This window comes from Cohnella suwonensis, from assembly GCF_042655365.1.
Lineage (GTDB): Bacteria > Bacillota > Bacilli > Paenibacillales > Paenibacillaceae > Cohnella > Cohnella suwonensis.
Genome location: NZ_JBHSMH010000054.1, coordinates 52,412 through 65,233 on the forward strand (window position 1 = coordinate 52,412; position 12,822 = coordinate 65,233).

At 61.4% G+C, this 12,822-nt stretch carries 8 protein-coding genes; all 8 read left to right on the top strand.

Going from position 1 to position 12,822, the window contains the following annotated elements; translation table 11 throughout:
* Positions 1-356 precede the first annotated feature (356 nt).
* Positions 357-2,423, top strand: a complete 2,067-nt coding sequence (locus tag ACFPPD_RS15870) for a (Fe-S)-binding protein (RefSeq protein ID WP_209748326.1) — start codon at positions 357-359, stop codon at positions 2,421-2,423.
* Positions 2,424-2,447: 24 nt separating this feature from the next.
* The gene (locus ACFPPD_RS15875) at positions 2,448-4,793 is read left to right on the top strand and encodes a 3-hydroxyacyl-CoA dehydrogenase/enoyl-CoA hydratase family protein (protein ID WP_378082619.1); all 2,346 of its coding nucleotides are present in this window, start codon (positions 2,448-2,450) and stop codon (positions 4,791-4,793) included.
* 372 nt (positions 4,794-5,165) lie between these two features.
* Positions 5,166-6,353: a thiolase family protein gene (locus ACFPPD_RS15880; protein ID WP_378082620.1), complete on the top strand. Its 1,188-nt coding sequence runs from the start codon at positions 5,166-5,168 to the stop codon at positions 6,351-6,353.
* A gap of 367 nt (positions 6,354-6,720) precedes the next feature.
* Positions 6,721-8,520 carry an acyl-CoA dehydrogenase family protein gene (locus ACFPPD_RS15885; RefSeq protein WP_209748331.1) on the top strand — a complete coding sequence of 600 codons (1,800 nt, stop codon included), beginning with the start codon at positions 6,721-6,723 and terminating at the stop codon, positions 8,518-8,520.
* Between the two features lie 12 nt (positions 8,521-8,532).
* Entirely contained in the window at positions 8,533-10,272 is a 1,740-nt protein-coding gene (locus ACFPPD_RS15890) for a long-chain-fatty-acid--CoA ligase (protein WP_209748333.1), read from the top strand.
* A gap of 149 nt (positions 10,273-10,421) precedes the next feature.
* Complete coding sequence (locus tag ACFPPD_RS15895) at positions 10,422-11,201, top strand: FHA domain-containing protein (protein ID WP_209748335.1); 780 nt, start codon at positions 10,422-10,424, stop codon at positions 11,199-11,201.
* Positions 11,202-11,385: 184 nt separating this feature from the next.
* The gene (locus ACFPPD_RS15900; RefSeq protein ID WP_209748337.1) at positions 11,386-11,574 is read left to right on the top strand and encodes a hypothetical protein; all 189 of its coding nucleotides are present in this window, start codon (positions 11,386-11,388) and stop codon (positions 11,572-11,574) included.
* A 225-nt stretch (positions 11,575-11,799) separates the two neighbouring features.
* Complete coding sequence (map, locus tag ACFPPD_RS15905; RefSeq protein ID WP_209748338.1) at positions 11,800-12,585, top strand: type I methionyl aminopeptidase; 786 nt, start codon at positions 11,800-11,802, stop codon at positions 12,583-12,585.
* Positions 12,586-12,822 lie beyond the last annotated feature (237 nt).

Sequence of the window (12,822 nt, forward strand, 5' to 3'; positions counted from 1 at the left end):
AACCGCTTAACTTGCTGACCGTCCACATTCTCTCCCAATCCCACCAATAGCCCCACCACTCGCCCTGCTACGCCCTCCCCGTTCACGCTCCAACCACTCGCCCGCCCTGTAAGCGCCTCCGTCTCCGCCATACGGATCGCTACCGAACGTGTCCTTTTTTGCCGATGTGGGCATATGAGAGGTTGGCCGACGAATAAATTTTGTGTATCACGACTCATCGGACTATCGCCGAACGAGCGGCGATAGCTGATGACCAACCATTTCATCGTCTTACTTTCATCGTATGAGCCATCTATGGCGTTCAGAAGATCGCGGTTCGTCCCGAGGGGTGGCGCGGGGAAAAGGGGTGACGGCCGATGAGGGGGTGGCTGGCCGCGTTCGTCATCCTGTGCGGGTTCGGCGTCTTCGGTTGGATCGTCTTGGGCAAAGCGAAGCTGATCCTGGCGGGACCGTCGGACGGAAGGATGAAGCTGGAATGGAAGCGGGTTCGGCAAACGGTCGCGCAATCGTTCGGGCATCGCCGGCTGCTCTTGGACCGGCGAAGCGGGTTGATGCATCTCGTTTTGTTTTACGGTTTTCTCATGCTCCAACTGGGAGCGCTTCAAATTCTATGGAAAGGGATGAGCGGAACGACGCCCTCCTGGGCGGACAACGCAACGTTCTCTTTAACGCAGGAAGCGACGGTCGCGCTCGTGCTGCTCGCTGTCGCGTACGCCGGATATCGCCGTTACGGCGAGCGAATCCCCCGGTTGCCGCGCGGCCCGAAGCCGTTGCTCGTGCTCCTCTGGATCGCGGCGCTCATGGTTTCGGTCGTCGCGACGTTAGCCTTCGAGAGGCTTCAACAACGCGCCGAAGCCTCCGTCTTCGCGCCGCTCTCGTCCGCGCTTGCCGCAGTCCTTCCGGCTAGCGGCGCCGACGCGGGCTACGAAATCTCGTGGTGGGCACACCTGCTGCTGTTGCTCGGTTTTCTCGTCTACGTGCCTCTTTCGAAACATTTTCATATTTTCACCGCGCCTATCAATTGGCTTCTTCGTCCGGCGGACGCTCCCAAGATGGAGCCCCTCAACCTCGAAGACGACACGGCGGAGAAGTTCGGCGCAAGCGAGCTCGGCGACCTCGCCCGCAAAACAAGGCTGGACTTGTTCGCCTGCGTCGAATGCGGCAGATGCACCGACGTCTGCCCCGCCGCCAATACGGATAAAGGGCTGTCTCCGATGCATCTAATGACGAAGCTTCGCGACGCCCTGCAAGGCCATAACAAATCGTTCCGGCCCGCGATCGACCGGCCTATCGCGACGTCCGGAGGCGCGGACATCCGCTCGACGATGACGTGGCAGACGGAAAACTGGCGGGCCGGCGAGACGAAGCCAAGCCTGATCGGGGAGGTGGTCACCGAACAAGAGCTTTGGTCGTGCACGACATGCAGAGCTTGCGAAGAACGGTGTCCGGTAGGCAACGCGCAATTATCGCCTTTGCTAGAGATGCGCCGCTATTTGGTGCTCACCGAAGGGAGGATGCCGTCCGAAGCCCGGAGAACGCTGCAAAATATCGACCGCCAAGGCAATCCGTGGGGGTTCCCGCGCAAAGACCGTACCGCTTGGATGGAGGCCTTCGCCGCCGAGATGGGGTGGCGCATCCCGACGCTTCGCGACGAGCCGCGGCCGGATTGGCTCTTGTGGGTCGGCAGCATGGGCGCTTACGACGCCCGGGCGAGGAAAGTGACGTTCGCGTTGGTGAAGCTGCTGCGGCAGGCCGGGGTGTCGTTCGCCGTGCTCGGCGCGGAGGAGCGCAATTCCGGAGATACGCCGCGGCGGCTCGGAGACGAGTTTCTTTTTCAGGAGCTATGCAAGGCCAATATCGAGACGTTCAAGCGCCACGGCATCACGAGAATCGTGACCGCTTGCCCTCATACGTTTCACCTGTTCAAGAACGAGTACAAGGATTTCGGTTTCGAAGGGGAAGTCCGCCATCATGCGGAGCTTCTCTCGGACTTGCTGAAGAAAGGGCTGCTCGCGTCCCGGCATCCGGTCAACCGGACGTTGACGTTCCACGACTCGTGTTACTTGGCCCGCTACAACGGGGTGACCGAGGCTCCCCGGACGATTCTGGCCGCGATTCCGTCGTTGGAGACGCGGGAGATGGAGCGATCCGGCAAGCAAGGCATGTGCTGCGGGGCGGGCGGCGGCAGAATGTGGATGGAGGAGCCCGGCAAAAGGGTGAACGAAGTCCGTACGGCGCAGGCGCTGGCGACCGGGGCTCAGTTGATCGGCTCCGCTTGCCCGTATTGCTTGACGATGATGGAGGAGGGATTGCGCAAGCACGAGGCGGACGAATGGGCGGGCGCGATGGACGTGGCGGAGCTGCTGGCGCTGTCGGTGTTCGGAGAGCCGAGGGAGTCGGGCGATAAGCTGTCGCAAAAATAAAGCTTTCGAGAGGGGCGAGGCGGCGTGTGGAACGTTCGGAAAGCGGCGGTGATCGGGGCGGGGGTGATGGGAGCGGCGATTGCCGCGCATCTGGCGAACGCCGGCATACCTTGCTTGCTGCTCGATCTGGAAGGACTCGCGGCCAAAGGGTTGTCAAGGCTGAAGATGACGAAGCCGTCGCCTTTGTACGATCCGGCTTTTATAACGCGCATCCGGACGGGCGATCTGGAGCGCGACTTCGCCGAGGCGTCGGATTGCGACTGGATCGTCGAGGCGGTATCGGAGCGTCTCGAAGTCAAGCATGCCGTATGGAAACGCATCGATGCCGTCTGGCGAGAGGGGATGATCGTCAGCAGCAATACGTCGGGCCTCTCAATCAACGAGATCGTGTCGGTCTGCGGCGAGGACTGCCGGAAGAGCGCGATGGTAACGCACTTCTTCAATCCGCCGCGGTACATGAAGCTGCTGGAAATCGTGCCGGCCCGGGAGACGGCTCCGGAAGCGGTCGCGCAGATGTCGAGGTTCTGCAAGGAGCGGCTCGGCAAAGGGGTCGTTCTCGCGAAGGACACCCCGAATTTCATAGCCAACCGGATCGGGACGTTCGCGATGCTCGCGACGCTCCGGGCGATGGAGAAGCACGGCTTGACGGTCGACGAAGTCGACGCGGTGACCGGGCCGCTGCTCGGGCGACCGAAAAGCGCGACGTTCCGGACGCTCGATCTGGTCGGCCTCGACACGTTCCTGCACGTGTGCCGGAACGTCCGGGAGAACGTGAGCGACCCGGTGGAAGCGGCCGCGTTCGCCGACCCGCCGGTCGTCGAAAGGCTTGTCGCGAAGGGGTGGCTCGGAGAGAAGAGCGGAGGCGGCTTTTACCGGAAGAGCGGTTCGGCGGGCGGCGGGAAAAGCGCGATCGAGACGCTTGACCCGGCGACGATGGCGTACGGTCCGCGCGCGAAAGTCGCTTCTCCCGCTATTGAGGCGGCAAAGATGGCGAAAGGCTCCGCGGGCAAGCTTAGGACGTTATTGGAAGCTTCGGAGAGCGACCGTTTGGCCGCGTTCGCGCGAGACGTCGTCGAAGCGGCGATCTGTTATGCCGCGGACAAATTAGGCGAGATCGCCGACACGGTCATCGAGATCGACGAAGCGATGAGATGGGGCTTCAATTGGGAGGAAGGGCCGTTCGAGACATGGGATTCCCTTGGCGTCGCGGCTACGGCGGCCCGGCTCGAGGAACGGGGACGCGCGGTTCCCGGGCCCGTCGCGGCGATGCTGGCGAAGAATTCGGAGACTTTCTATATTCGCAAAGCCGGGAGCATGTTCCATTATTCGCAAGGCCATTACAAGTTCGTGGAGGAAAGGCCGGACGAAATTTCTTTGCGCGCTTTGAAGGAGAAGGGCCGGACGGTGTTCGCCGGCGACGGGGCGAATCTGATCGATCTGGGCGACGACGTGGCATGCTTGGAGTTTCGCTCCCCGAACAACGCGATCGGGCCAGGCGTGCTGGCCGCCATCCGCCAAGCCGTCCGGGAGGTGGGCTTGAATTGGCGGGGGCTCGTGCTCGCGAACGAGGGACGCAATTTCTGCGTCGGCGCGAACTTGATGCTGCTGTTGCTCGAAGCGGAGAACGGAGAATGGGAAGAGATCGATCTGATCATCCGGGATTTTCAAGACAGCATGCGGGCGCTTCGGTTGATGCCGCGGCCGGTCGTCGCCGCGCCGCACCGGATGACGCTCGGGGGAGGCGTGGAGGCTTGCTTGCCGGCCGATCGGATTTTGTTCTCGGCCGAAACGTATTTCGGACTCGTCGAGACGGGCGTCGGCTTGATCCCGGCGGGCGGCGGTTGCATGGCTTCGGCCGCGCTCGCGCAGGAGCGGGCGGAGGCGGCCGGACTCGACGACGTCGCGGTTCCGCTCGCGAAGCTGTTCGAGACGATCGCGATGGCGAAAGTGTCGGAAAGCGGCTACCAGGCGAAGGCGCTCGGGTTCTGGCGCGCGGGCGACGCGGTATTGATACGGGAAGAGAGCCGTTTGGCGGAGGCGAAGCAAGCGGTGCTGGAGCTGGACCGCCGCGGGTACGCGGTGCCGGAAGCGAACCGACGGATTATTGCCGGCGGCCGCGAGGCGGCGACGGTTATGAAGCTCGGCGTCTCGGCGATGCGCCGGGGCGGCTATATTTCGGATCACGACGTCCGGTTCGCAGGCAAGCTGGCGGACGCGTTGTCCGGGGGCGACGTGCCGGCGGGGACGCCGGTGACCGATCGCCATCTTCTCGATCTCGAGCGGGAAGCGTTCCTGAGTTTATGCGGCGAGCCGCTCACGCAAGCGCGCATGCGGCACATGCTAGCGACCGGGAAGCCTCTTCGGAATTAGCCCGGCAAGTGGCGTTCGGATGCGGGTGGTGGGGCTGCCGGCCTGTCGGCTTTGAGCCGAGTTGAGGAGCTAGCGTTGAGTCGAGTTGAGGAGCTTTCGCGGGGCGGCATGCGGGTCGGTGTCCCGAACTTGTCGGTTATGCGATGTGTCGAGGAGCACTCGCCGGGCGGTGGTTTCGTTGCGAAAGGGAAAGGTTAGTTGAATGGAGCGTGATTCCTGCACATTTGCAGGAATTTGGGGAAGGGATAGGCGGACGATGCACGATTGAGGGACGATGCACGAATCCTGCGGTAATACAGCAATGTGGAGTACGCGTGATGTGAGTGTCGAAATGCCGTGTCGGTTGTTGCGAACCACGAAGGGGGGATGAACATGTCGGGCAGAGAAGCCGTCATCGTCTCGGCGGTGCGTACGGCGGTCGGACGGGGCAAGAAGGGCGGCTTCGCCCAGACGAGGCCGGAAGATCTCGGCGCGGCCGTGCTTAAGGAAGCCGTGCGCCGCGTGCCTGGATTACATCCTGCCGGCGTCGACGACGTTGTCTTCGGTTGCGCCATGCCGGAAGGAGAACAAGGCTTGAACGTTGCCCGTTTGCTGACGCTGCATGCGGGCTTTCCGGTCCAAGTGCCGGCCGTTACCGTCAATCGGTTTTGCGCGTCGGGCTTGCAGGCGATCGCGCAGGCGGCGGCCGCGATCCAATGCGGGTTCGCGGACACGGTCGTCGCCGGGGGCGTGGAGAGCATGAGCCGGATTCCGATGTCCGGCTTTAAGCCGTCTCCGCATCCCGGGTTATGGGAGACGATGCCGGCCGCTTATATGGGCATGGGCCATACGGCGGAGCTCGTCGCCAAGCGATGCGGCGTCACCCGCGAGATGCAGGATCGCTACGCGGCCGACAGCCATCGCAAAGCGGCGCAAGCCGTCGCCGCCGGCCGTTTCGAAGAGGAGATCGCGCCTGTGACCGTAACGGCTTCGTTCGCGGACGAAGCGACGGGAGTCGTACGTTCGCGGACGATGACGGTTGTCGCCGACGAGTGCGTTCGCGCGGACACTTCGTTCGAGAAGTTATCGGCGTTGAAGCCGTCGTTCGCGGCGAAGGGTACCGTGACCGCCGGAAATTCGTCCCCGTTCAGCGACGGGGCCGCCGCGCTCGTCCTCATGAGCCGGGAGAAGGCGGACAGCTTGGGTATCGCGCCGCTCGCGGCTTTCCGTTCGTTCGCGGCCGCGGGGCTTCAGCCGGAGATCATGGGGCTCGGGCCGGTCGAGGCGGTCCCTCTAGCCTTGCGGCAAGCGAAGCTGACGACCGAGCAAGTGTCGCTCTGGGAAGTGAACGAAGCTTTCGCGGCGCAGGTCATTCCGGTCATCGACCGGTTTGAGCTCGATCCCGAGCTCGTTAACGTCAACGGAGGGGCGATCGCCCTCGGTCATCCTCTCGGCTGTACCGGCGCGAAGCTTGCCGTCACGTTGCTGCACGAGCTGAGAAGGCTCGGCGGCGGATACGGCGTCGTCACGATGTGCGTCGGCGGCGGCATGGGCGCGGCAGGTGTTTTCGAGGTGCTGTAGTCGCCTCTAGCAGGGCTCCAAGCAGGGAGTTACTCGAATAAATCGACTAACGGGGACTTAAGTAAGGCTCCGAGCAGGAAGTTACTCGAAAAAATCGACTAACGGGCGCTCTAGCGGTGTTCCGAGCAGGAAGTTACTCGAAAAAATCGACTAATGGGCGCTCCAGCAGGTCTCAGAGCAGGTAGTTACTCGAAAAATCGACTAACGGACGCTCTAGCAAGGCTCCGAGCAGGAAGTTACTCGAAAAAATCGACTAACGGGCGCTCTATTAGGTCTCCGAGCAGGCAGCTACTCGAAAAAATCGACTAACGGGCGCTCTAGCAAGGCTCCGAGCAGGAAGTTATTCGAAGAAAGGAGGTGGCGCACGATGGCGCAAAACAATCCCGCGCGGGGAGGCGGCAGATTCGTCGTCGACGACGCGGAGCCGGAGCATGTCGTGACGCCGGAAGATTTCACGGAGGAGCAGCGGATGTTGGCGGATACGGTGCGCGCGTTCGTGGAGCGCGACCTGAAGCCGCGGGACGCCGACATCGAGAAGCTCGATTACGGCTTGACTGTGCAGTTCATGAGGAAGGCCGGCGAGATCGGCCTGCTGGGCGCCGACGTGCCGGAAGCTTACGGCGGCCTCGGGCTCGACAAGACGAGCACGACGCTGCTCGCCGAGACGCTCGCCCCGGCGTCGTCGTTCGCGCTGTCCGTCGGCGCGCACACGGGCATCGGCACGCTGCCGATCGTGTTCTTCGGCACGCCGGAGCAGAAGAGCCGATGGTTGCCGAAGCTCGCGACGGGCGAGCTGATCGCCGCGTATTGCTTGACGGAACCGGGTTCCGGCTCCGACGCGCTCGGCGCGCGAACGACGGCCGTCTTGACCGACGACGGCGGGCACTACATGCTGAACGGTTCGAAGCTGTACATCACGAACGCCGGCTTCGCCGACGTATTTATCGTGTACGCGAAGGTGAACGGCGAGCACTTCAGCGCGTTCGTCGTCGAACGCGATACGCCGGGCTTCTCGATCGGACCGGAGGAACATAAGATGGGCATCAAGGGCTCGTCTACCCGCCCTCTGTTCTTCGAAGACGCGCGCATTCCCGCGGATCATCTGCTGGGAGAAGTAGGCAAAGGCCACCTGATCGCGTTCAACATACTGAACATCGGCCGGTTCAAGTTGGCCGCGGGTTGCTTGGGAGGCATGAAGGAAGCGATCGGGCTGTCCGCTTCCTACGCGAACGGAAGGAAGCAATTCGGCAAGCCGATCTCGTCGTTCCCTCTGATCGCCGCGAAGCTTGCGGACATGAATACAAGGACGTACGTGACGGAGAGCATGGTGTACCGGACGGCGGGACTCATCGACGAATCGCTGTCGGGGGTCGATTCGGACCTAGAGGCCGGCGGACTGAACGCGGCCAAGGCGATCGCGGAATACGCGCTGGAATGCTCGATCAACAAAGTGTTCGCTTCGGAGGCGATGGACGACGTCGTCGACGAAGGGGTGCAAATTCACGGAGGCTGCGGCTTCATCCAAGAATACAAAATCGAAAGATTGTACCGGGATTCCCGCATCAATCGCATTTTCGAAGGAACGAACGAGATCAATCGGCTGCTCATTCCCGCGACGCTGCTCAAGCGCGCGCTGAAAGGCGAGCTTCCGCTCATCGATAAAGCCCGGCGGCTGCAGGAAGAGCTGCTGAATCCCGCGCCGCTATCGTCTCGGGAATCCCAAGATCCGAGTCCGACCGCCCCGTCTTCCGCGATCTTGTCGGCGCTCAAGAAAACGTTCCTGATGGTCGGCGGACTCGCGGTGAATAAGCACGGGCTGCGCTTGGAACGGGAGCAAGAGATCGTCGCCTCCCTCGCGGACGCGATGATCGACTTGTACGCGCTGGAGAGCGCGTTGCTCCGGACGCGCAAGCTGGCGATCCAAACGCCGTCGTCGCCGAATCTTCAGCACGCCGCGGACATGACCGCGCTGTTCGCCGAGCAAGCGGCGGAGAGGGCGGGAACGCGCTCCCGCGCGGTGCTCGCCTCGCTCGAAAAAGGAGAAAGCTTGCGGCTTCAGCTGTCGGTGCTGAAGCGGCTGCTCAGATTCGAACCGGCGGACGGCTCGGCCCCGCGCAAGCGGGTAGCCGCGAAGGTGATCGCCGCGGAGAGCTACGTCGGCATCTAGGGAGGGAGAGGCATGAACGAAGATTCCGGCGGAAAGGGCGAGGCGTTCGGACGATCCGAAGCCAGGCCTTGGCTTGATCGCTATCCGTTGCAGATTCCTCATTCTTGCGAATATCCGAAGACGAACGTCGCCGGGCTTCTGTTCGACGCGGCGCGCGATTATCCCGATAACGAGGCGATCGATTTCCTCGGGAAAAGGTATACGTACAAAGCGCTTCTTCGGGAATGCCGCAAGTTCGCGAACGCCCTCCGGTCCGGCCCCGGCTTCGCCAAGGGGGATCGTCTCGCGATCATGCTGCCGAATTGCCCCCAAGCGGTCATCGCCTACTTCGGCGGGCTGATGGCGGGAGCGATCATCGTTCAGACGAACCCGATCTATACCGAGCGGGAGCTGCATGCCCAATTGGCCGATTGCGGGGCGACGACGCTCGTCACGCTCGATCTGCTTCAGTCCCGGGCGCTGAAGGCGAAGGAAGGGACGGCACTCGGGCGTATCGTCGTCACGTCGCTGTCCGACGGGCTTCCTTTTCCGAAGAACGCGCTTTACCCGATCAAGAGACGCAAAGATTATCCGGACCTGAAGGTCGATTACCGCGCGGCCGGCGTCGTGCGCTGGTCCCGTCTGCTCCGGAAGGGAAAGAGCGCCCCGATCTGCGAGGAGGCGGACGCCGAGAAGGATGTCGCGATGCTGCAATATACGGGAGGGACGACGGGCAATCCCAAAGGCGTCATGTTGACCCACGCGAACCTACTCGCGAATACGGCTCAATTGGCGGCTTGGTGTTACAGGTTGGAGGACGGCAAAGAAAGGTATCTGGCAGCTCTGCCTTTATTTCACGTGTTCGGATTGACGGTTCTCATGAATCTGGCGGTCAAGAAAGCGGGCTCGTTGATTCTCGTTCCGCGATTCGAGCCCCGCGCGGTGCTCGAATCGCTGCGCAGAAGAAGGCCTACCGTCTTTCCGGGGGCTCCGACGATGTATATCGCCTTGCTCAACAGCCCGCTCGCGAAGCCCGACGATTTCGCGTCGGTGCGCGTATGCGTCAGCGGAGCGGCGCCGTTGCCGCGGGACTTGCAAGAGAAGTTCGAGCAACAGTCGGGAGGACGGTTGATCGAAGGCTACGGCTTGACGGAGGCGTCTCCGGTCACGCATTGCAACCCGGTGTGGGGGTATCGCAAGTTCGGAACGATAGGCGTGCCTTTGCCGGGAACGGAAGCCAGAATCGTGGGGGAAAGCGGGCTCGATCCTTTGCCGTTCGGAGAACTCGGGGAGGTCGTCGTGAAAGGTCCCCAGGTGATGGCGGGGTATTGGAACCGGCCGGAGGAAACCGCGGACGCGCTGAAGGACGGATGGCTTCGAACGGGAGATATCGGCACGATGGACGAGGACGGTTTTTTTACGATCATGGACCGAAAAAAAGATCTGATTCTCGCCGGAGGCTATAACGTCTATCCGAGAGAGGTCGAGGAAATCCTATTCGAGCATCCGGCAATCCAGGAAGCATCCGTGCTGGGGGTGCCCGACGAATACCGGGGAGAGACGGTGAAAGCCTACATCGTGCTGAAGGTCGGCTGGCAGGTGTCGGAGATGCAGCTCGACAAGTGGTGCCGGGAAAGGCTCGCGCCCTACAAAGTGCCGAAGGCTTACGAATTCAGAACGAGCCTGCCGATGTCGCTGATCGGCAAAGTGATGCGAAGGAAGCTGAAGGAAGAACTGGCGGAACGGGAGGAAGGGAACATTAAGATTAACTAAAAAATGGGATCTCCGAATTGATAGGACTCGGCATATTCGCTATAATAAACCCATGTTCTCGAAAATTGGGTTTCTTTTCTAGATAATAACGTAAGCGTTTACATGCCGATAGATAGGTAATGCTTTCATGGCGGGGGGAGGCGAGAAAGGTGAATAAGCGGTTAGGACAATATCGCGACAGGGGGGATCGAGTCAAGGGAAGCAAGGTCGCCGCAGGCACCGCAATCGCGACGATCGGGCTGGCCGTATGGGCGGCCGTTCCCGAAGAAGCGTTCGCGGCGGGGCGCATGGATTCGCCGGCGACGGTCAAAGTCGGCACGTTGCCGCTCTTGGCGGCGCTCGCCGTAGGCATCGCCATCGCCGTTGGAGCGGTAATCGCTTTCCTTCAGATGACGGCGAGGGACAAGGGGATGCAAGCCTTCTCTTCCCAATCCCGGGCGGAGCGCGATCCGGATTCGGACCCGGACGAAGACGACGGGATCGACTTCGAGGAGTGGACGGACGAAGAGACGGCCCCGAACCCGGAGTACGAAGAACCGATAACCGATTATACGATTCCGGTTACCCGCTTGTTGGAGCAGACCGGGCCGGCGGAAGCGGCCGAGGTCGACGAGCCCAGGCTTTGCGGCGTCGCCGGCGAGCACGCCGGAAGCCGCTACCGGCTGACGGGAAGAAGGCTGACGATCGGGCGGGACCCGGCGCGCTGCGCCGTGTTGTATCCTTACGAATTCGCGGACATCAGCCGCGTGCATTGTACCGTCCGGTATGACGATGCGAGGGGGATTTTCCTGTTGGAGGACAACGGTTCTTCCAACGGGACGTTCCTCGACAACGGGGAACGGCTGAAGCCCGGCGCGAAGGTCGAGCTTCGCTCCGGGGAACGCTTCGCGCTATCGGACCAATCGCAGACTTTCGAGGTGAAGGACTGACGGTAGTCCTAGGCGCGGACGTTGGCGCTAGGGAACGAATGCCTAATGTTTTTTACTTTATCCTCCAGTCGAAAAATGGTATAATCAGAAAATGCAGGATCGTTTTCCTTAACGGTAAGTCGCGGTGGAACATCGAAGCTAAATGCAGAACCCGAAGTCGAAGGATCCACTGGGAGGGAATTGCATGGCCAAACGCAGCCACAATGAAGTTCAGGAAAGTTTGCGAGAACTGACTAGAATTTTCCGCCCGAAGGATCCCCGCAAGTTCGTAAGAGATTACATCCGCAAATACAGAATTACCGGTGGTTACGAAGACGAGCTCACGATGCTCGTCGAACGCGAAATGAATAAATTAAATACTCCCGCTTCATGAACGAAGCGGGAATCGAGCCGATCCGGACAGCGGGCGTTCCCCGCTTGTCCGTCGGCTTTTTTGTTTGCGCCGAATGCGCGTCTCGCACCGAAGGATCAGAAAGTATAAATTTAAGAACTCTTATACTCATCTGATCCCTACGCAAAGCTTCCCGGCTTTAAGAAAGCCGGAGGCGTTTTTGCTCGTTCCCGAATAATAATGAAGGAACGAGACGGAGGTGCAGCCATGACGGGCAAGAGCGGAGATAACGGCAGGAAACCGGCCGCCGGCGTCCCGATTCGCAGCGGCGAGGACATCGCGGCGATGGAACGGACGGGCAAGCTGGCCGGACAGCTTCGACGGGAGTTGGGCAGAAGGGTTAGGCCGGGCGTCACGCCGCTCGAATTGAACCGATATGCGGAACAGTTCATGAAGCTCAAGGGGGCGAAGCCCGCGCAGAAGGGTTACCACGGTTACCCTTACGCGATCTGCGCCGCCGTGAACGATTGCGTGTGCCACGGCATGCCCGACGGACGCGCGCTGAAGGAGGGCGATCTGGTCACGCTCGACTTCGTCGTGGAATGGAACGGCTGGATGGCGGATACGGCGTGGACGTACGCGGTAGGCGAAGCGTCGGAGGAAGCGAAGAAGCTCCGCGCGGCCGCATTCAAGGCGATGAGCCGAGGTATCGTCGAAGCGATGCCCGGCAAGCGGATCGGCGATATCGCGGCGGCGATCGGCGCCGCGGCGGACGAGGGAGCGTACGGCATCGTAAGCCAGTTCGGAGGACACGGCATCGGAAGAGCGATGCACGAGCCTCCCGAAGTGTCGCACGTCGGGCTGGCGGGTACCGGATTGACGCTCAAGGAAGGCATGGTGCTGACGATCGAACCGATGTTGACGATCGGCGACCCGGACGTCTTTATCGCGGAGGACGGATGGTCGGTCATGACGCTGGAAGGCGGGCTTGCCGCCCAGTTCGAGCACACGGTCGCCGTTACGGCGGAAGGTCCTCGCATATTGACGTTATGAGACCGGCAAACGCCGATAGGGCTATCTCCCGTAATGGAAGATAGCCCTTCGAATATCTATTTCTGAATAACCTCCGCTAAACTACTTCACTGTCCAAGGATGCCGAAGGCGTGTTTGCTTGTTGGGATCGGTGCGGTGAGCGAGTCGGGGTTACGATATGGTTGTGCGAGTAGAGGGGAAGCGTTGTGCGCGCAGGTCCTAACGTACTTCCATCGACCTGCAAAAGTACAGTTTGTT